The organism is Paenibacillus sp. J31R109 (assembly GCF_059692055.1).
In genome coordinates, this window is record NZ_JCAUAR010000004.1 from 465152 (window position 1) to 485674 (window position 20523).

The following is a 20523-nucleotide window of genomic DNA, read 5'->3' on the forward strand; positions in this document are numbered from 1 at the left end:
ATGGACAACCTTTTTCTATACACGGGAACCCTATTTCAGGTTCTCTGGATTCAACACTAGAAGTTCAGGCAATACGAAGATGCCATCCTTACGGATCAATACATCGTCAAACCAAATTTCGCCGCCGCCGTACTCTGGGCGTTGGATATTGACCATATCCCAGTGAAGCGAGGATTTGTTGCCATTGTACGCATCATCATAGCAATTACCAGGTGTGAAGTGGAAGCTTCCGTCGATTTTCTCATCGAACAGAATATCCTTCATTGGATGCTGAATATATGGATTCACGCCGATCGCGAACTCCCCAACATAACGCGCACCTTCATCCATATCAAAAATCTCATTAATGCGATCCGTATCATTCGCAGTCGCTTTAACAATTTTACCATTTTCGAAATGAAGCACTACATTCTCAAAGATAAAGCCGTCATGCGGTGACGGTGTATTATAAGAAATGACCCCGTTAACGGAATCACGCACTGGAGCTGAGTACACTTCGCCATCCGGAATGTTCAACTCTCCGTCGCATTTCACGCCGCCGATACCTTTAATGGAGAACGTTAAATCCGTTCCTGGGCCAACGAGGCGCACTTTATCTGTGCGATCCATAAGTTCTTTTAAAGGATCCATCGCTTTAGACATTTTGCCATAATCCATCGTACACACATTGAAATAGAAATCCTCGAACGCATCCGTGCTCATGCTAGCAAGCTGCGCCATTGAAGACGTTGGATAACGTAGAACAACCCATCTTGTATCCTTGATGCGAACATCGAAATGAACTTGTTGGTAGTACACCGAGTTATAAAGCTTCATCCGATCTGCTGGGATATCCGACAGTTCATAGATATTAGCTCCACCGCGTACACCTATGTAGCCTTGCATTTGTTTCATTTGAAAAGCATCAGCGTCAGCCCAAATCTGCATTTGCGCTTCTGTACCTTCCATCACCAGCTGACGAATGACAGCATGATCACGTAGGTTTACAAAAGGATGCGCACCAGCGGCGTGTACCTTCTTCACAATTTCCTTCACAAGCGCATTATCAATGCCGTAAGCTTCGATTAAAATATTTTCACCTGGCTGTGCCTTAACTGAATAATTCACCAATACGTCTGCTAGCTTTGTTAGTCTAGGATCCAACATTTGTTATCTCTCCTCTTCGTTCGCGGGTTCGATCGGGTCAAAGCCCCTTTCATGCGTTTGGAAGCCAACCGTGGTCAAATAGAACCAATCCCCGTTCTCTTCTTGTTCAGCATCAAGCTCATAAATTAGAGCGCGAAACTTCCTCAACCATTCCGTAAATTTCGCTTTACTCATTTGGACTTCAACCTGCGTCATGAGAATTGGCCATTGGGATCGATCGGGTGATGGAATTTGAAACGCCTCTTCAGGCGCATGAATCGCTCTGTTTCTAGCATGTCCAAGTACGCTCAAAGTACGTTCTCGATAATAATTTTCCACCTCAGAAACATACGGAAGCAAATTCTCCCCAGGCACAAATCCGCGTGCTACGGCACGATAGAATTTTTGCACAATACCATTCTTCAGCTCCGTACGAACAACAAAAATCAAATTATGACGCTCCAGCTCATTCAAATGATAATGCACCTTCGCGCGCGCCATACCTAACAACTTAGCCAGTTGTTGCCCGGTATAAGCTTTCTCTATTAAATAAAGCAGTACCCTAGCACGAAGTGGATCACTAATCGTTTTGAGTTGTTCGAGTTCTTCAATGATATAAACAGGTTGCAGTTTCATCTGGATCCGACCTCCCTCTCTAGTTCCAATTTGGACGTATGTGCTAGATGCTAGAACGAGTATTTCTCTCGCAAAACCTTGCAACATGTGCCTCTTGGTCAACTTTTAATCTCTTAAAGAGATTAATTAAACGACGGTCAAATCTTTTTAACCGTATCATAATGCTAAACAGAATCTATGTCAATTGCGGTTTCCGATACCTTTTGATTCAGCACCAGACGTTTGTCTATGCGACATTTCACCGCTTTAAAGGGTTACCGAAATTAAGCTTTCTACTATGGTAGCAAAAAGGGACGTTTCTGTCACCAATAAAGGTAGAAACGTCTCCAAGAAAATTAAAGTTTATTCGTAATTTGGCAGTTATTCACAACTTCTCATCGTAACATCCGTGTCTGCTCTTCACTTCTCGCTGCTACATCCTATTATTCTTACCTCTCTTACCTCTCTTACCGCTTCATCCACTTAATTGCAGATAACAAATAATGATTTTTGTCAGTTGATATTCGGTAATTGGATGAGATGAGAAAGTGTTGTCAGTCGGTATTCGTTCGTGCAATGCTAAGCAGCACACGCAGCGACTCCGCAGCTTCACGCGGTGAGCGCGCACCCGCGATGGCGCTCACTACCGCCACGCCGTCCGCCCCAGCGCGGATGACGGCGCCGGCATTGGTGGCATCGATCCCACCGATGCCCACAAGCGGTAGCTGGATGCCGCCTACGCGCATCCGCGTTAGTACGGCTGGCCCCTGGACCTCACGCGCATCGAGCTTCGTGCGCGTGGCGTACTGGGGGCCTACGCCAAGGTAGTCGGCGCCTTCCGCCAGCGCCGACTGGGCTTCGCCCAGATCGTGGGCCGATACGCCCACGATCATGTTCGGCAGCCGCTTCCGCACCGCGGCGGCTGGAGCATCCTCTTGGCCGATGTGAATACCATCGGCCTCAAGTTCTAGAGCCAGCCGTTCATCATCGTTCACGATGAACGGAATCCCGCGCTGCGCGCAAAGGCGGCGCAGCCGCGCGCCCAGCGCGAGCAGCTCCGGCCCCTGCAGGGCGCCGGGGCCCTTCTCGCGCAGCTGAAACATCGTGATGCCGCCGTCGATGGCGGCTTCCAGCACTTCATACGGGTCAGCCCCGCCACAATTCGGGCTGCCCATCACCAAATACAAACGCAGCGCCTTGCGCAGCTCCTCAGCAGTTAACACCATGCTCATCGTACACCTCGTGTGGCCGTATTTTTCATGTCAGCAGCCCGAATGCCCTGCTGATAGGCCCAATGATTCGTCGGGCCATGCCCGCTTCCGATATGTAAAGGCTCCGAAATGGCAGCTTGGATGAAGCTTTTTGCCAATTGTAAAGAAGCCTTCGTCGTGTGTCCCTGCGCCAATCCGGACGTCAAAGCAGCTGCAAATGTACACCCTGTTCCGTGTGTGTGCTGTGTAACCAATCGTTTTGAAGTAAACTCGGTAAAGGAAACTCCATCATACAGCAAGTCCGTTGCTTGCTCCGTATTTGCTTCATGGCCGCCTTTGATCATCACATGCTTGCAGCCGTACTCATGGATGCGTATAGCTGCTTTCTGACGAGAATCCCCATCCGTAATTGTTATCCCGCTAAGCGCCTCAGCTTCAGGGATGTTCGGCGTCACCACATCAGCTAGTGGCAACAACGCATGAATCATCGCGTCTATCGCCTCTTGCTGCAAGAGCGAAGCTCCACCCTTGGCTATCATCACAGGATCAACCACGATCTGACTCCAACCAAATTTTTGAATTGCCGCCGCTACAACACGAATAATTTCGCCGCTAAAAAGCATCCCTGTTTTCAAAGCATCCGGTCGCAAATCTTCCCCAATAGACGCTAATTGGCGTTCGATCGCTTCCGCGCTCATCGGGTAAACCCCTTGCACACCGAGTGTATTCTGCGCCGTTACAGCCGTAATCACGGACATGCCGTACACGCCGAGTTCTTGAAATGTTTTCAAATCAGCCTGAATGCCAGCGCCACCGCCACTATCCGAGCCGGCAATCGTCAATGCTTTGTAAATCGCCATGATAGTCTCCCTCTCTCTCACTCGCTATCCCCATCATCTCAGCAGCTCTTTTACATCCATCTATGTTCGCAATCAGATATCTATATCGCCACTATCCCTTTGGCTCAGGTCAGCAAACGTCAAACCATATCCTGAGCCAATGGGATAGTGCCCACATGAATGGGTGTAGGAGTCATCCCCCGCCTCAGCGAGCACTAGTCACAACCTATACGCGGCTCAATCCATCCATCGGAGAGCTCGCCGACGCATAACGCTTCTTCGGAATGCGGCCTGCTTCGAAACCGGCGCGTCCAGCTTCGATCGCGAGTTTCATGGCATATGCCATTTTGACAGGATCCTTCGCACCGGATACTGCTGTGTTCAGCAGCACACCATCAGCTCCCATTTCCATTGCCAAAGACGCATCTGAAGGTGCACCAATCCCTGCATCCACGATGACAGGAACTGTCGCCTGTTCGATGATGAAGCTCAGATTCAACGGATTAATGATCCCTTGACCCGTGCCTATCGGTGATGCACCAGGCATGATCGCATGTACGCCAAGTGCTTGCAGACGTTTAGCTAATAACACATCGTCCGATGTATATGGAAGTACGATAAAGCCTTCCTCCAGCAGCATTTCTGATGCTTTCAGCGTTTCAACTGGATCGGGTAACAGCGTCATTTCATCCCCAATAACCTCAACTTTGATCATGTCACACAAGCCTGAAGCCTTAGCTAAACGTGCGATGCGGACGGCTTCTTCAGCTGTTTTGGCACCAGCGGTATTCGGCAGCAATGTGAAATTCGACGTGTCCAGCATCGACAGGAAATTCGGCTGACTCGCCTCAAATATATTCATCCGTCGTACCGCAAACGTCAGAATTTGGGACTCGCTGATATCCACCGCTTGTTTTTGAATTTGAAAATCAGGAAACTTCCCCGTACCTAGCAATAAACGTGAACGAAACTCATATGGACCGATTTTTAACATGTTTTTATCCTCCTCCAACGAAATGAACGATCTCAATTTTGTGTCCTTCTGCAAGCTCAGCTCCAGCGTGATCCTCTTTATGTAAAATGGCTGCGTTATGCTCGACCACGAGCATTTTGTCGCTTAAATCGAAGTGTGCCAGCAACTCCACAACTGTACGAATCGTGTCAGGCACGTCAACCTGTTGACCATTAATGTGCAGTTTCAATGCTTATCCATTCCTTTCCTGTCGCTGAAAATGTGTCCTGATCCTGCTGACTCACTCGCTTCGTATTTGGCGAAAAATCCGGGCTGAAGGCATCCAGCCAAGGGGCTATCGCACGATTCCCTTGTTCACCTGCGCCATCTCCGCCAACAATCCAATCCGCTATCACTCTCCCGGTGATCGGGCTCAACAATATCCCGTTGCGGTAATGCCCGCACGCTGTATACAAGCCCTCCATCGTCGGCACTTTGCCGATGTAAGGCAGCCCGTCGGCTGTCTGCGGACGCAGCCCCGACCAAGCTTTCTCCCACTCTGCGTCGCCGAGAGCAGGCATCAGCCCCCTCGCGCGCTCCATCAGCTCTGCCAACCCCGAAAGCGACACCTTGCGGTCATAGCTGTTCGGCACGACCGTCGCGCCGACCACCAGCCGTCCGCCGGCTTTCGGCACGATATAGCACCCTGGCGAGAACAGGGTTTTCTTTAATAAAGGCTTCGGCGTCCGTACGGAGAAGCACTCGCCCTTCACGGGATACATCGGCAACTCGACGCCGATGCTCCCCAGCAGCTGACCGCTCCACGTGCCTGCGGCGACGACCACGTGGTCGCTGTAGAGCGGACCGGCGGCTGTCTGCACGCCAATGACGCGCTCCTGCGCGGTCAGCAGCCCTTGCACCTGGGCGAACGGTTGCACCTTCGCCCCAAGCACCTGCGCCGCCTGCGCGAATGCCGCCGCCAGCAGCGGAGCGTCGACCTGCCCATCTTCGGGCAGGTACAGGGCTCCGCGCGTCGCTGCGCTCAGCGCGGGCTCTAGGGCTGTGGCTTCAGCGGCGCTGAGCCACTGGGCCTGCTCGCCCGCTGCACGTTGGAGCTTCGCTCGCGCGCGCAGCTCCTGTTCGTGATCGTCGCTGAGCGCGACGTTCAAGAGCCCCTCACGGACGAGACCGATGTCGATGCCCGTGAGTTCTCGAAGTTCCCCGCTCAGCTCGGGGAACATCGATCTACTTAGGCGCGCCCACTGGAACAGGGCGCCCGTGTCTTCCATCTCGGACTGTGCGCCGAGCATGCCTGCAGCGGCTGCCGAGGCTTCCGTGCCTAGCTGGCTGCGCTCTAGCAGCGTGACGTTTTGCCCTCTTTTCGCCAAATAATAGGCAATAGATGTACCAATCACACCACCGCCAATGATGATGACATGGGATCTTGTTACTGACATTCAACTCACCTCAATCTGTCTAAGCTCATCTTGATAGGCCAGTACGGCTCCGAGAGGATCCGCTGCTTCCCATATTCCGCTCATCACCGCGATCCCAGATGCACCTGCATCCAGAACGGATTTTACCCTCGCAGGTGTCATCCCGCCTATCGCAATAACAGGAATGTTAATCTCGTTAACTAATTGTCTTAACTGCTCCAAGCCCCTAGGCGGCAATCCTTGCTTAGAGTTTGTCGCAAAGATATGACCGAACATGACATAGTCGGCCCCCTCTTTTTCACGCCATTTTGCCTCGTCTGAATGATGCACAGATACTCCGATTCGTTGTATCCCCCGGCATAATTCATCTTGAATAACAAGCGATGGCGTTGTGCCTGGGAGCTGCACACCGCCTGTCTGCAAGGCTAGAGCAATAGAAGGAAAACCGTTGACGTACACACGCTTAGCTGGAATCCCTTGCTCCAATAAGTACTGCACGCCGATAAACACTTCGTCCAAGGACTTCATCTTCTCCCGGATATGGATCGCCGTGACATACGGGTAAATCTGAAGCGCAATTGTTGCCAGCGCAGACCATGAAAGTTTCCCGTCCGATATGACATGCAACTCTTTCTCCGACACTGATCCCCCACTTCCTCTCCAGCCAATTTCACTTATAACTGATCTACATGCAAAGATCCTGACATCGTCGTGAAACACAAAAAAACCACTTTCCTTAGAAAAGTGGTTGTAGGTTGCCTAATCATAAATAGCGATTAAATCGGCTCCAAAGCTCGTTCCACTTTCCTCCGCTGGCATAAACCAGATCAGGTTCAAAGGGTTCAGTCTACACTGTCTCAGCCTCTCGGCGCCCCTAGGGATTCATTCGTATGCAATTACTAATCATCATAGCATGGCAGCCAACTCTTGGAAATACCAATTTTCCATTTTCACTTGCAGTTAGCCTAGCCTTTCTCAATTTAGTGAGAATTACCTCATCTGCCTGAAACCATTTCCAAAACTTCCCGTATAGCATATCAGTAAATCTTATATTAAGGGGTGTTTGCCATGGAACCATTTGTACTGCCAGAACCCGATCGACGAAGACCCTCTTCTTCCCTCCCGCCAGGCTTGATGACCAAAATTGTTATCGGCCTTGTCATCGTTCTCGCCCTTATTTTCGGATCTTCCACCTTCTACACCGTACAGGAGCATGAGAAAGCGGCCATTCTAACTTTAGGCAAATATACGACTGAGAAGGAAGCAGGGCTGCACTTTAAACTTCCTTTTCCGATTCAACAGGTCATTGTCCTTCCTGCTAAAATGACACAGCGAATCCAAATCGGCTTCCGCGAAACAGGTGGTAAAATTACTCCTGTAGAAGAAGAAGCGATGATGATTACGGGGGATGAAAATATTTTGTCCGCTGATGCCGTTGTGGAATGGAATATCAGTGACATGCGCAACTACTTGTACAATATTGATAATGCTGAATTGTTCCTTCGTAACTCCGCAAGTGCAGCGATTCGTTCCGTTATTGGCGCTACTGCGCTAGACTTTGCCATCACGGAAGGTAAAACTGAGGTCCAAGGCAAGGTCAAAGAGCGATTGATTGACATGCAAACCAAATATCAAACAGGTATTCATATTGTCGATTTGAAGTTCCAAGATATCGAGCCGCCAGCGGGCGATGTGCAAAATGCTTTTAAAGATGTAACCAATGCACGTGAAGAGAAAAATACGAAAATTAACGTGGCGACGAAATACGAAAATGATATCCTGCCAAGGGAGCGCGGTAACGCTCAAGCACTGCTTGAAAATGCCGAAGCTCAGAAGAAATCACGGATTTTGAATGCGCAGGGGGATGTGGCGAAGTTTAACGCCCTGTATGCGGAATATGCGAACAATAAATCAGTTACAGAGAGCAGGCTTATCATCGAGACGTTAGAGAAAATATTGCCGAATGCCAAAATTTTCATCAGCGACAGCACAGGCGAAACGGTTAAATACTTACCGATTAACGAGCTGTTGCGCCCACCTGGTACTGCAACTGGCACTGCAACCGGTACAACGCAAGGAGGGGCTGCGAAATGACCTTACAACGTAAATGGATTCTTAGATCCATCCTTGGTGTAGTTATCGTTATTCTCTTCCTGCTCTCTCTGTTTATTGTCAAAGAGGGGCAATATCGCGTCGTTCTCAAATTTGGAGAAGCGGTTCGTATCCAAACAGAGCCTGGCATTCATTTTAAAATTCCATTCATTGAATCGGTTCGTACGCTTCCTAAATATCAAATGGTGTATGATAGTAAACCCACTTCCATTTTGACCAAAGATAAAAAACCAATCGAAGTCGATAACTATACGGTATGGCGAATCGATGATGCACAACAGTTCTTACGTACGATTCAATCGATTACCGGCGGAGAAGAGCGTATTGATGCTGCTGTGTACAACACCGTCAGACGGAAGTTGTCGGAGATCAATTACAGCGATATCATTAGCGAAAACACACAACGTGGTAATTTGAACGATGAGATTACGAAGGAAGTTTCCGAGTTAATGGAACGTGATAACTACGGTATTCAAATCGTCGATGTGCGCATCAAGCGCACGGATCTTCCAGATTCCAATAAGCAAAGCGTGTATAAACGGATGATCTCTGACCGTCAATCGATCGCGGCGAAGTACTTATCCGAGGGTGATGAGGAGTCCAAAAAAATCACCTCCAAAGCCGACAGACAGGCAAGTGAGTTGATCGCGCAAGCCCAAGCAGATGCGAAGAAAATCGTAGCTGAAGGCGAGCAAGAAGCAGCCAAAATCTACAACACTGCGTATGGCCAGGACCCTGCCTTCTACAATTTCTATCGTACGTTGGATAGTTACTTGGTGTCATTTAAAGGGGAGCCTGTTATCATGCTGCCGATCGATTCACCATACACCAAAATTTTACTTGGTAAATAAATAGGTTTGATCTCCGAGCATGTCATCTTTGGATGGCATGCTTTTTATTTATGTCATGAACCTTCATCTATTCGCAATTTTCCTTGACGGCAAGTCATACATGCGTTTATCGTTGGTTTCATGAAATCCAATACTACTCATCAAGCTTTCTTCTCATATATTCTACCTAGCAGCCTGCGTGTCAGGTTGTTCATGAAAGGATGTACACCTAGATGCTGCCTCAGCTGAATCGACAATTAGAAAAGATTTTGCCCCTCATCACTCCCCTAAGTGTTCTTATTGGGGTTCTACTTGGAAGTCACTTATCTGGATTTACTTATCTATCGCCGTGGTTATTTGCTTTTATGACCTTTTCAGGCAGCATCTCTTCCAGCTTTAAAGAGTTCATCAAAGTCGTCGTTCAACCGCTTCCGCTGCTAACTACTTTATTCATTCTGCATGTCGGGATGCCGCTCATCGCGCTAGGTCTCGGGCATGTCGTTTATAGTCATGAACCGTTGACGATTACGGGCCTTATTTTGGCTGCAGCCATTCCTACAGGAATTACTAGCTTTGTGTGGGTGGCGATCTATCGAGGCAATATCGTGCTGACACTGTCGATCATTCTGATGGATACGATTCTCTCACCTTTCGTCGTACCCTATACGCTCTCTGTACTCGTCGGCACCAAAGTGCAGCTGGATACGTTCGCTATGATGAAAGGCTTATTCTTCATGATCGTCGTTCCATCTCTCATCGGCATGCTGTTGAATCAATGGACACGAGGCAAAATTAAGGAACAATGGGGTGGCCGTTTAGGCCCCTTTTCTAAGATTTTCATGGGCGTCGTCGTTGCCATTAATAGCTCCGTTATTGCACCTTATTTACGTGACTTTAACGCGAAGTTGCTCGGATTGGCAGGCTTCGTGCTCCTCGTGGCTTCACTGGGCTACATGTTGGGTTGGCTTGTCGCCAAGTTATTCCGCTGGGAACAAGATGTCGTGGTTGCCCTTACGTTTAACAGTGGTATGCGAAATATTAGTGCGGGCGCGGTACTCGCTGTCGCTTACTTCCCGCCACCCGTGGCGATTCCAGTTGTGCTTGGGATGCTGTTTCAGCAATCACTTGCTTCCCTCTTTGGCTTTCTGTTAAATCGGAAATATGCTTTGAAAAGTGACACCCCAAGTTTAACCGTTAATGGTGTTAAACAGATGTAAACTATCCACTCTAGGGTTGGGCGAATGACTGCTCTGTCGTCTTCATGATGTCATTCAATTTATCGCTTAGCGCGCCTAATAAATCTGCTAGCTGCGATGTTTTACAAATGAGCTGATCCTGCTGATCGGTCCGTTTACTGACGGATTTCACGTTCTTAGCTAACTGGGTGGAGAGATGCGATATTTCTTCCATCGTCATGCTGAATTGTTGTGTGCTTGCGGACACCTGCTGAGACGCTCCGCGAATATCCTGCGTTTGTGCAGCGATGGCATATACAGCTTTGGCTATAAGTTCAAAAGCACGCCCTGCTGCAACGACGGCATCGTTTCCGTGTTCGAAAGTCACAATCACTTGATCCATGGATGCCATAGACGCTTGATTATTCGACTGAACATCCTGAATGAGATCTGCAATCTGTTTGGCAGAGGCGCTCGTTTGCTCAGCTAGTTTACGGACTTCACTAGCAACGATGGTGAAGCCTTTTCCGTGTTCGCCAGCCCGTGCAGCCTCGATAGCAGCATTCAGGGCAAGCAGGTTCGTCCGTGAAGCGATATCTGTAATCAAGTTAACGATTTGATTAATTTCTTCGGAGCGTTCACCGAGCACTTTTACCTTTTCAGCTGTCGTATGAATAGTACTATTCATCGATTGCATTTGGTGAACAGCGAATTGGATCAATTCATTGCCTCTCTCCGCTTCTTGTGCAGCTTCGTTCGAGATATCCGATACGTTGGATGAGTTTTCTGCGATGAGCGTCGTATCTTTTAACATTTCGGTAACGGCATGTCTGCTAATTTCCACCCCTTGCTCTTGATGGATGGCTGCTTGCTCCACCTTTTGCATCGTCTGGACGACCTCGGAAGTTAAGCGGTTTAATTCAGAGGACTGGACCGAAAGTCCGTTGGAGTTCATCCTTACTTCTTGTGACGTATCAAAAAGACGATTGATGATGTCTTTCACAGTTTGCTGCATATGACCCTTTTGAGCGTGTTCAAATGCTTCTGTCGCCTTTCGATTCGAAGCTAACTGGTAGATGACCGCGCCAATAAATAGAATAACGAATACTAAGTGAATAGCCACCATCGAGAAAGCGTATTCATGAGCACCATACACCAGCTCTGGAAAGAAGAGATAGCCTAACAAATGCTGTGCTGCAAATAAGACTGTGCTGAACAATAGCAGCTTGATGTTGTCATAATACATGAGGATGGCTAGCACCATGAATATTGAAAAATGATACTCCACCATACCTTTTCCGCCGGCAATAATTGAGAAACTGCACAAAGTGAGTGATAATGTGTGTAAAAATGGCAGCCAACCATGATCTTTGTTGAAACTGTACATTATGATGCTAAGCGTAACTAACGCGATTGGCAACCAAAATAACCATTGAAACAGGAACGATGAGGCGGGAGAAGATGCTGTCATTGCGTCATGATGCATAGCTCCATGTGTAAAGCTCGATAAGCCATGTACGAGTAAAGCCAAGATCAGTGTTCCGATAACAATGAATTGCATGACACGTTTTTTTGCTTTCATGACAAGCTTCCCCCTAGAAAATGTTGATGAAACACAAAAAGAGACCACCCCGAATTAAGGATGATCCCTTCAAACTCGGCAACCTGTCAACCATAGCATACAGAGAGGTATGCGTTAGGCCATGGCTTTGCGTCTCATTGTTTCCAATGATTTGCCTTTTTCAATTCGATTAGTCGTATGTATACTACTATTTATCCAGCCTGTTATTACTTTAGACACCCTACTTAAGGCGCATTTCCTATTGATTATTATAGGTAGCAAATCAGGATGTGTATATAGCGATAATTGTAAGTTTTTGTCGATTTTCAAGAAATATTGACCGGCGTAATAAAAAGACTGCTCAGCGCATCGCTGGCAGCCTCAAACATAACCTATTTACTTCGAAAGCCGAGTGAATATCACATAAGAGTAGAGAATAGGAATACAGGAACTAATGACAATGGCCGCTACAAAAATAATGATTGCGATTGATGACGTTAAGAAAGCAGCGATCAGCGAAATGACTCCCCCCACCATCATAAGCGGTCCACCTAAACGATGCGTTTTCCTCCAAATCTCCTCATTGGCGAGCGTCCATGGCGTTCGTATGCCAAATGTGTAATTAGGCTTCACTTGCGTTAGGAAATTCCCCATCACGGCAAACAGCAAGCCTAGTAATATCATTGTCATTTTCTTAAAGTCCAGGTTATAGCCCAAGTTAAAGAAGATGATCCCCCAACCTACGATAGCTAAAAGAATGGAAACCCCGAACCGCGTAACCTCATAAGCAGCGGGAAATTTCTCGAAATTCGCTTTCTTCGGATCAATAGCTCTCATAATTCGCATGAACAACGGCAGCAGACCTAGCAGTACCAGCATGAAAAGTGACATTTCTTTGCTCATCGTACTATTTACTTCATTATTGACGCCAAAATGACTTGCCATCGTGTCTGGAAGACGATTATACAGGATTAATCCGCCTAAAACTGGGGATAGACTAATCACATATAATAAAATTTCTCTCCATTTCTTCATGACTGTTCCTCCTGATCTTTTTTGTTAAGTATGTTAAACATCCATCCGATGACGTCTTCAACAACCGTAGTATGCAAGGTATACATGATATGTTGCCCCTGACGTTCATCCATTACAAGCCCCGCTTGTTTCAGCAGGTTCAAATGATGCGAGATACTCGGCTTACTAATCTTAAAATGATCAGCAATATCGCCAGCATTCATACTTTTTTCTCTAAGCAGCTGTAAAATTTCACGACGAGTTGGGTCTGCTAACGCTTTAAATGCCTCATTCAAATGGGCGCCCTCCTTATTTAGATATTTATCTAAATATACAATAAATAATACCTCCGATTTTCGAACCTGTCAATTGGCGTCTGCCCTTCTTCTTTTTTTGGTTATTGGACGATGTAGGTTTATAATAAGAAGTTGTACTTACTTCTCGCGCCAGTCAGGATGGATATACATGAACGATAAAATTGTAATGCCCGTTTGGACAATAGGCTTGTTCATTGTTGTTATGAATACGACGATGTTCAACGTCTCCATTCCTAGTATTATTCAAGATCTCCACATCACTGCGGATCTCGGAGCTTGGGTCATCTCTAGCTATTCCATTGGCTATGCCTTATCCACAGTCCTATATAGCAGACTCTCCGATGTACTTCCCATACGCAAGCTGCTAACCGTTGGGCTTATCATCCTTGGACTTTCCTCCGTTTTTGGACTGTTCGCACGCGAGTTCCACACCTTGCTGGCTGCTCGCATTCTACAATCCGCAGGCTCAGGGGTTATGGCCGGTCTTGGGCTCGTACTCGCCAGCCGCTACATCCCACTTGAGCGTCGAGGCTCGGCCATTGCAATGATTTCGGCGGGGAGTGCCATGGCTTTCGGGCTCGGCCCGATCGTTGGCGGTTTCATCAGCGAATATTGGGGCTGGAATGGGTTGTTCGCGATTACCTGCTTGGTTTTAGTCATTCTTCCTATTCTTTTACGATTGCTCCCCAAGGAGCAGCCTGTGGCGTTCCGTTTCGACATTTTCGGGGCGCTGTTGACGGTCGTCAATGCCGCGAGCTTGTTACTCGCTGTGACACAGATCTCTGGCGTGTGGCTAGCCATCAGTGCCCTCTCCCTCGGTGTCCATGTGTGGCATCTGCGGCGAGCCAACGACACGTTCATTAACCCCTTATTGCTGACCAATCCCGCATATCGGAAGCTGGTTGTGATCGGGTTCTGTATCTTGGTCTTGAACCTTGGCAATTTATTCTTAATGCCATTAATCCTGGCTAAGGTGTTCAATCAGTCGGCAATGACCATCGGTTTGACGATTGCTCCTGGAGCTATTTTGTCCGCATTCTTAACCCGCTTCGTCGGTCGATGGATTGATCGATTCGGCAATATGCGGTTTTTGATTATCGGACATGGGCTATTAACCCTAGTGATGATTGCCTTCTCGCTGCTTATTGGTGCTTCGCCACTGGTCATTATGATTGGCTACCTTTGCTTCTCACCTGCATTTTCCGCAACAGTATCGTCATTGAACAATGAAACGTCACGTATACTGCCCAAACCGCTAATCGGATCAGGCATGGGACTGCTGCAACTGATACAGTTTTTTGGCGGGGCCATGTCCGTTGCCATTTGCGGCATACTCCTTGAAATTCAAGAGAATACGCCGCTGCTTCAATCGTACAAACATGTGTATGGCTTGCTCATTGTGGTGGGGGTCTGTTCGGTGGGGATGCTTCTATGGTACAAATTCTCGGGGACGAAGACGGAGCGTAAGGCCGCATAGCGACTTGTTTGCCGCTGTAACTCGAATTTTTCGAGTTACGGCACTCAAGTGACCTCATTCTGACGCCGTAACTCGAATTTTTCGAGTTACAGCACTCAAGTGATCGCGTTCTACCGCTGTAACTCGAATTTTTCGAGTTGCAGCACTCAAGTGACCTCATGCTGCCTCCGTAACTCGAATTTTTCGAGTTACAGCACCCAAGTGGCCTCGTTCTGACACTGCAACTCGAATTTTTCGAGTTACAGCACCCAAGTGGCCGCATGCTGCCTCCGTAACTCGAATTTTTCGAGTTACAGCACACAAGTGATCGCGTTCTACCGCTGTAACTCGAATTTTTCGAGTTGCAGCACTCAAGTGGCCTCATTCTGCCGCCGTAACTCGAATTTTTCGACTTACAGCACTCAAGTGACCTCATTCTGCCACCGTAACTCGAATTTTTCGACTTACGGCACTCAAGTGACCTCATTCTACCGCTGTAACTCGAATTTTTCGACTTACGGCGCTCAAGTGACCTCATGCTACCGCTGTAACTCGAATTTTTCGAGTTACAGCACTCAAGTGACCTCATTCTGACGCCGTAACTCGAATTTTTCGACTCGAATTTTTCGAGTTACGGCACTAAACTCACCGCATGCTGCCGCCGTAACTCGACTTCTTCAACTTACAGCCTCCAAACAACCACAAATGGGGGCCGCAAGTCGATGTTTCGACCCACTGCCCCCATTCCAATCATTCCTCTGCTGCTCGCCACTCACGTTTCAACATGCCATAGACAACAAGGTCTATGTAATGATCGTAAAGCCACGCGGCATCACGGATCTGCCCTTCCTTCGTAAATCCTAATTTCTCTGGGATTGATCGGCTTTTGAAGTTATTTTCGCCGCATCTAATTTCTACTCGATTTAAGCCCAATTCGTTAAACGAATAATTGATAAACCATTGACAGGCCCGTGTCATAATGCCATGACCTTGGAAGCCTTCCCCTAACCAGTACCCCAGACTCGCGTAATGATTAGCCCAATTGATCGGGTGGAATCCGATGCAACCTGCGAACTCTTCTTTATACCAAATGCCTGCATTGAAGCCATTATTGGATGCCTCTTGATTTTGACAGTGTTGGATGAATGCTCTTGAATGATCACTATGCTGGGTCGCATCCACCCATGGCAACCATTCCCTCAGGTAATCCCGACAAGTGTTAGTTAGTGCAAATAAGGCTTCTGCATCCTTTGGTTCAAGTGATTTGAGTGTAAGGTCAGCGTCAATTTCGATGCGCATATCATCTTCCCCTCCCAGTCATAGCTCAAGTCGTTCCCTTGGCATATACAACAAAAAATAACATCATTTCACCGATGATGACATAATTGGGCATCTCAAACATGAGATCTAACCCAAGAAATACTACTAACAACCCTAGAAATGCCGCCAAGTGCGCTATCCCTAAGCGTTGATGTGCATGTCTATACTTGTGGAAAACTAGCGATGTTGAGAAAAAGTACAATAGCACGGAAGCGAAAATAAAACTTAACATAAAGCCATAATGCAATTGCTCTAAGAAGAGCAGCTGGATGGATGCGGCAATCATACACAAGGATAAATAAATGAATAAATGGCCGTAGATGATGGTTTGCCCTGCCGTTTCCAGCGCTTTGTTCACTTTCTTTTCCACATTCTCGAAATATTGCCACCACATCGCGATGATCAATAGAAAGGTGAGGGATGCGAAAACGATGGATTGCCATGTCCAATCACTGGATTGCAAGACCGTGAGAATACTAATGACCGACTCACCAAGCAAAATCAACGTAAATAACGAGAATCGCTCTAATAAATGATGCGTGTTAATCGGCGTTCTCACCAAGTATTTTCGCCCCATTAAGGGAAGCAGGATATCCACCATAATTCCCGCGTATAACACGGCGTATCGAATCCAAGAATCGAAGAAAAGGGAAAGCGCTGAAATGGCAAGTCCAATCCAGAATCTGCTCCCTAAGTACCACGCGGTGCTTTGTAGATGTTCTTCTTCTTTTCGATGAACAGCCAAGTATTGAATAGCGGTCATCGCTCTCAATCCTAGATAGCCAATAAGAAACGGCACAAAGTACTGATCAAAATCGACAGATAAGCTAGCCGTCATAATGAGCACAAAAAACAATTGTAGAATAAGAAAAACACGATGCGAGGTACTATCCCGCCCAAACCGATTGATGAAAACGGACTGTCCCACCCAAGCCCACCAAATCGGTATAAAAATCAGTACGAATTTACTCAAATATTCCAGTGGGATCGTGCCGTGATGTACATGCAGCAAGACATGACTCGCTTTGGAAACGGCCGCTACAAAAAGCAAATCGTAAAACAGCTCAAGCCAAGTGACCTTTTTCTCGACCATTGCTTTGATGTGGTGTAGCCCTGGTGTGTGATTGTTCATTAAGAGGGGCTCCTTTGTTAGATATGATGTCTGTTTGCCTTGCCCGTTCATACTCTTGGATTCAGTCTATATCTTTCGTTACTCCGAATGTCGCCTGATAGTAGATAGACGGTTTGCATCGTTAACCCTCCTTGCCGCTCAAAAAGCATGCTCTCATCCGTGCCTCTCGTTTCTCTCAGAAAAAAGCTGTATCCAACTATTCGAGATAAACCCTGTATAATCCTGTCTTTCCCAATTGAAAAAGCCACGCCTACTGAGGACGCAGCTGCTTACACGACGCTATCGATACCGCTTATAGTGCTGCCATCAACCGTTGCCTTTCCTCTGACCCTACCAAATGGATCAAGTGTGCGAGCACTTTCTTTTGTTCCGGATTTAATCTAGCAAATACCTTGGGCTCCGCATGACACATCTCACGTATCGCAGCTTCTAGTTCATCCCTGCGGTCCGCCGCTTCCGGATCACCGGTAAACGCTGGGAACGCCTTAGCTTCCGTAAATTCCTTGATGACAGCATCGGATAATTTCCTCAGGTAAGGCTGCCTTTTCTCACTAATGAACGTGCCCAGCTCATCTAGCAGGAATTGAAAAGCATCGCTTTTTCGGCTTGCACCGAAGGTGAACGACTGCTGTCCACTCAGATCTTCGCAGCTAAAATCAAACTGATCAAACAGCTTACTCTGAATATATACACTGTGGTAGAAGGCATCGCCTTTATTGTTAAACGTTGTCGGTTGTTTATGCTGCTCTTTCTGTTTCGAGTCGATAAAATACAGCTTCGAATATTCATGATTCATCCGATCTTCCCAACGAATATACGTGATGCGAAATTTCATCTGCGACATCGGATGCACAGATGTAAAGCTTTCCTTTTCCGCAATCAAGCTTGCGTAATCTAACGGTACCCCATCAATTCGAATCGTGTAGGGCTTGTCCGCGTGCAATTCTAAGAACCATCCGAATTCTCTGCTCAAAAATGCTAAAAAATCCTCTACGACGAACTCTTTAATAATATGGTTAAATGTGACGATCGTCCCTCTATCCTTATCGGTTACATCAGGCTTCGTCACATGATAAGCATCCAACTGCTTCGCATGAATGCTAATGCTGTATGTATTTTTGAGCAATAGCCCATCCTCATAGGTTGTTTGCCAGATCGCCTCGGAAGCAAAATGGTGAAACGTTAAGCGGCCTATCCCATTTTTCCCATGCATCGCCGAAGTCGTTCTCCCTCTTTTGTCAGGATCCACACTCTTCTCGGATTCATAGAAAGGCGTAAACTTACCCTCTAAATCCTTCAGCTTAATACCGTAACCGTTGTCAGCAATGATGATTTGATCTACGCCGTCTAGTATGTTTTTATGAAGGGTTATGTCTACCGCCGTAGCCTCAGCGTCGAAACCGTTCCAAATATATTCGGCAATAGCTTGCAAATAATCAAACTTACGAAGCGCTTTTTCGATACCTTTTGAGGATATTTTTATGTTATTCATGGCGATCAACCCTTTCTTCATATAGTCAGCTTGTATACATACATTTATCATATTGCAAAAAGCTCATTTCGTATGTCGATTGATGTCCGCTCACTATAAGTCTTTTTCGACAAAAAAACTGACACCCAAGGTGTCAGCTTCCATATCTTAATTCAGCTATCGCTTTTTTGTACTTATCGATTCTTTCATAGTCTTGACGAGTAGGATGTTCAATGCGACTCAGATCACAATTATCTTCTAAGTCCAGAAGCTTCACAAAGGACGCTAATGGATTAACTTTAATTCTCTTAATAAATCCTTCATACGACTCATCCGGCCTTCTCGTAAGGCAATCTAGCGCTTCTAAGATAGGTAGACTAAAGCCTTCTTTTTTCAAATCAAATAGGGTAAAGCTCGAATCCTCCACAACATCATGTAAAACGGCAACAATGGATTGTTCGGTCGTTTTTGCTCTGCTGGCTAGTCGAATTGGATGCAAAATGTAAGGATTGCCCCCTTTATCTGCTTGCCCATCATGTGCTTTAGCCGCAATTAATATGGCCTTCGTTAATGTGCTCATGGATGTCTCCTTCTCACAGAGTTCGTATAAGTAGCTTTTTCACCAGTTATAGCATAACTCTTCGATTTTGCATATGGCTTCTACGTTGTATAATATACAAATGAGTATGTGACAAGGAGATCGTGATGAATGATAGAGAACGAACAAACTGCAGACCTGAATATCGCTGGTGACCGGTTACATCTGCAAGGAGACTGCGAGCACTGCTTTGGCCTATGTTGTGTTGCCCTGCCTTACGCAGCTTCCACGGATTTTGCTAATCATAAGGATGCCGGACAGCCTTGTACGAACCTGCAGTCCGACTTTCGTTGCGGTGTGCATACCCAGCTCCGGCAGATCGGCTTTCGTGGTTGTACGGTTTATGATTGCTTTGGCGCAGGCCAGAAGGTTTCGCAGATCACCTTTGGCGGACAAGATTGGCGAAAAGCGCCTGAGAGCGCGAAGCAAATGTTTGAGGTGTTTCCTCTGATGCAACAGCTTCAGGAGCTGATGTGGTATTTGACAGAAGCTCTTCACGTACACACAACGGAAGAGCTTCATAGTGAGCTGAGCCTACTGTATGATGAAACCGAGCGTCTTACAAGATTAAATCCAGAGAGTCTGGCCAAGCTGGATGTTGCCGCACATCGAGCCGCCGTGAATGTTCGGCTTCTTCAAACAAGTGAAAGCGTTCGTGAAAAGGAGCTCCAACAGCAGCCCGTTACCAAGGGGCGCCGTAAAAGCTATGGGAGAGGTGCCGATCTGATTGGTGCTAATCTGAAAGGCGCAGATCTGCGAGCAAACAACCTGCGAGGGGCTTATTTAATTGCAGCAGATCTGCGTGGGGCAGACCTACGAAAAGCAGATCTCATCGGTGCTGATTTACGGGATACTGACCTCAGAGGCGCTGATCTGAGTGACAGTCTATTTCTTACGCAGTTTCAAGTGAATGCTGCCAAAGGCGATACCCACACGAAGCTGCCTGCACATTTAACACGCCCTGCACACTGGTCATCTAACGAGATGTCAGAATGAAATAAGCCGCTATGCGCACGTAAAAATATCCTATTATATGGTCTTCTCCTTTACAAGGTATTTACATTCCAAAAAGCTCCACCTCTTTATTTGTTTTCATAGTTTTGCATGTCTTTCATCTACTACCTTAATTACGAACTTCGCATATTAACGTTTGTTCAACTATAGTTCTTTCGTTAGCTCAATACCTGCCAGTATTTATCATTAAAATCCGTCGAGCGAATTAACTAGGGCTAGTACATAGACCATAGGTACCAAAATTGTAATAGAACTGATTGTAATAGCAACTATACATCTCTTTTTCTCAGTCTTCATATGTAGCAGACTTAGTACTATACTAATAATTCCACAGATGATACCAAG

20 protein-coding genes and 2 riboswitches are annotated in these 20523 nt (G+C 46.9%); of the genes, 5 read left to right on the forward strand and 15 right to left on the reverse strand.

What is annotated here, in order from left to right; all coding sequences use genetic code 11:
- Window positions 1-30 precede the first annotated feature (30 nt).
- The 8 genes from AC58QT_RS14980 to AC58QT_RS15015 form a co-directional block, all read right to left on the reverse strand.
- Window positions 31-1146, reverse strand: a complete 1116-nt coding sequence (locus tag AC58QT_RS14980; protein WP_497409666.1) for an aminopeptidase — start codon at window positions 1144-1146, stop codon at window positions 31-33.
- A 3-nt stretch (window positions 1147-1149) separates the two neighbouring features.
- Window positions 1150-1761 carry an ArsR/SmtB family transcription factor gene (locus tag AC58QT_RS14985; protein ID WP_310499622.1) on the reverse strand — a complete coding sequence of 204 codons (612 nt, stop codon included), beginning with the start codon at window positions 1759-1761 and terminating at the stop codon, window positions 1150-1152.
- 533 nt (window positions 1762-2294) lie between these two features.
- Window positions 2295-2972, reverse strand: a complete 678-nt coding sequence (gene thiE / locus AC58QT_RS14990) for a thiamine phosphate synthase (RefSeq protein WP_497409667.1) — start codon at window positions 2970-2972, stop codon at window positions 2295-2297.
- Window positions 2969-3811, reverse strand: a complete 843-nt coding sequence (gene thiD / locus AC58QT_RS14995) for a bifunctional hydroxymethylpyrimidine kinase/phosphomethylpyrimidine kinase (protein ID WP_497409668.1) — start codon at window positions 3809-3811, stop codon at window positions 2969-2971. The genes thiE and thiD overlap by 4 nt, the downstream gene beginning before the upstream one ends.
- A gap of 205 nt (window positions 3812-4016) precedes the next feature.
- Window positions 4017-4784: a thiazole synthase gene (locus tag AC58QT_RS15000; protein WP_056608186.1), complete on the reverse strand. Its 768-nt coding sequence runs from the start codon at window positions 4782-4784 to the stop codon at window positions 4017-4019.
- 4 nt (window positions 4785-4788) lie between these two features.
- Entirely contained in the window at window positions 4789-4992 is a 204-nt protein-coding gene (gene thiS, locus AC58QT_RS15005; RefSeq protein ID WP_056608183.1) for a sulfur carrier protein ThiS, read from the reverse strand.
- Window positions 4976-6199, reverse strand: a complete 1224-nt coding sequence (gene thiO / locus AC58QT_RS15010; protein WP_497409669.1) for a glycine oxidase ThiO — start codon at window positions 6197-6199, stop codon at window positions 4976-4978. Before thiO ends, thiS begins: the two co-directional genes overlap by 17 nt.
- A complete protein-coding gene (locus tag AC58QT_RS15015; protein WP_497409670.1) occupies window positions 6200-6820 on the reverse strand; it encodes a thiamine phosphate synthase in 621 nt (206 codons plus the stop codon).
- Between the two features lie 145 nt (window positions 6821-6965).
- A riboswitch (TPP riboswitch) is annotated at window positions 6966-7064 on the reverse strand.
- 182 nt (window positions 7065-7246) lie between these two features.
- Here AC58QT_RS15015 and hflK point away from each other — a divergent pair.
- The 3 genes from hflK to AC58QT_RS15030 all read left to right on the forward strand — a co-directional run bounded on the left by hflK (window position 7247) and on the right by AC58QT_RS15030 (window position 10337).
- Window positions 7247-8272 carry an FtsH protease activity modulator HflK gene (gene hflK / locus AC58QT_RS15020; protein WP_497409671.1) on the forward strand — a complete coding sequence of 342 codons (1026 nt, stop codon included), beginning with the start codon at window positions 7247-7249 and terminating at the stop codon, window positions 8270-8272.
- Complete coding sequence (hflC, locus tag AC58QT_RS15025) at window positions 8269-9141, forward strand: protease modulator HflC (protein ID WP_497409672.1); 873 nt, start codon at window positions 8269-8271, stop codon at window positions 9139-9141. Before hflK ends, hflC begins: the two co-directional genes overlap by 4 nt.
- A 212-nt stretch (window positions 9142-9353) precedes the next feature.
- Window positions 9354-10337 (forward strand): bile acid:sodium symporter family protein, encoded by a 984-nt coding sequence (locus tag AC58QT_RS15030; RefSeq protein ID WP_497409673.1) that lies wholly within the window; start codon window positions 9354-9356, stop codon window positions 10335-10337.
- Between the two features lie 10 nt (window positions 10338-10347).
- On the opposite strand, the gene AC58QT_RS15035 is transcribed toward AC58QT_RS15030, so the two are convergent.
- From AC58QT_RS15035 to AC58QT_RS15045, 3 genes are all read right to left on the reverse strand, one after another.
- Window positions 10348-11877, reverse strand: coding sequence for a methyl-accepting chemotaxis protein (locus AC58QT_RS15035; RefSeq protein WP_497409674.1), 1530 nt, complete (start codon window positions 11875-11877; stop codon window positions 10348-10350).
- 74 nt (window positions 11878-11951) lie between these two features.
- Window positions 11952-12043, reverse strand: a riboswitch (cyclic di-GMP riboswitch).
- Window positions 12044-12252: 209 nt separating this feature from the next.
- Entirely contained in the window at window positions 12253-12891 is a 639-nt protein-coding gene (locus AC58QT_RS15040) for an SdpI family protein (protein WP_497409675.1), read from the reverse strand.
- Complete coding sequence (locus tag AC58QT_RS15045; RefSeq protein WP_310499612.1) at window positions 12888-13166, reverse strand: autorepressor SdpR family transcription factor; 279 nt, start codon at window positions 13164-13166, stop codon at window positions 12888-12890. Before AC58QT_RS15045 ends, AC58QT_RS15040 begins: the two co-directional genes overlap by 4 nt.
- A gap of 169 nt (window positions 13167-13335) precedes the next feature.
- Between AC58QT_RS15045 and AC58QT_RS15050 the strand changes: the two genes are divergently transcribed.
- Window positions 13336-14664, forward strand: a complete 1329-nt coding sequence (locus AC58QT_RS15050; RefSeq protein ID WP_497409676.1) for an MFS transporter — start codon at window positions 13336-13338, stop codon at window positions 14662-14664.
- A gap of 729 nt (window positions 14665-15393) precedes the next feature.
- On the opposite strand, the gene AC58QT_RS15055 is transcribed toward AC58QT_RS15050, so the two are convergent.
- The 4 genes from AC58QT_RS15055 to AC58QT_RS15070 form a co-directional block, all read right to left on the reverse strand.
- Entirely contained in the window at window positions 15394-15942 is a 549-nt protein-coding gene (locus AC58QT_RS15055; RefSeq protein ID WP_497409677.1) for a GNAT family N-acetyltransferase, read from the reverse strand.
- 25 nt (window positions 15943-15967) lie between these two features.
- Window positions 15968-17056: a low temperature requirement protein A gene (locus AC58QT_RS15060; protein WP_497409732.1), complete on the reverse strand. Its 1089-nt coding sequence runs from the start codon at window positions 17054-17056 to the stop codon at window positions 15968-15970.
- A 331-nt stretch (window positions 17057-17387) separates the two neighbouring features.
- Window positions 17388-18587, reverse strand: a complete 1200-nt coding sequence (locus AC58QT_RS15065) for an ATP-binding protein (protein ID WP_497409678.1) — start codon at window positions 18585-18587, stop codon at window positions 17388-17390.
- Between the two features lie 133 nt (window positions 18588-18720).
- Window positions 18721-19146 carry a GTP pyrophosphokinase gene (locus AC58QT_RS15070; RefSeq protein ID WP_497409679.1) on the reverse strand — a complete coding sequence of 142 codons (426 nt, stop codon included), beginning with the start codon at window positions 19144-19146 and terminating at the stop codon, window positions 18721-18723.
- Between the two features lie 129 nt (window positions 19147-19275).
- On the opposite strand from AC58QT_RS15070, the gene AC58QT_RS15075 reads away from it, so the two are divergent.
- The gene (locus AC58QT_RS15075; protein WP_497409680.1) at window positions 19276-20160 is read left to right on the forward strand and encodes a pentapeptide repeat-containing protein; all 885 of its coding nucleotides are present in this window, start codon (window positions 19276-19278) and stop codon (window positions 20158-20160) included.
- Window positions 20161-20523 lie beyond the last annotated feature (363 nt).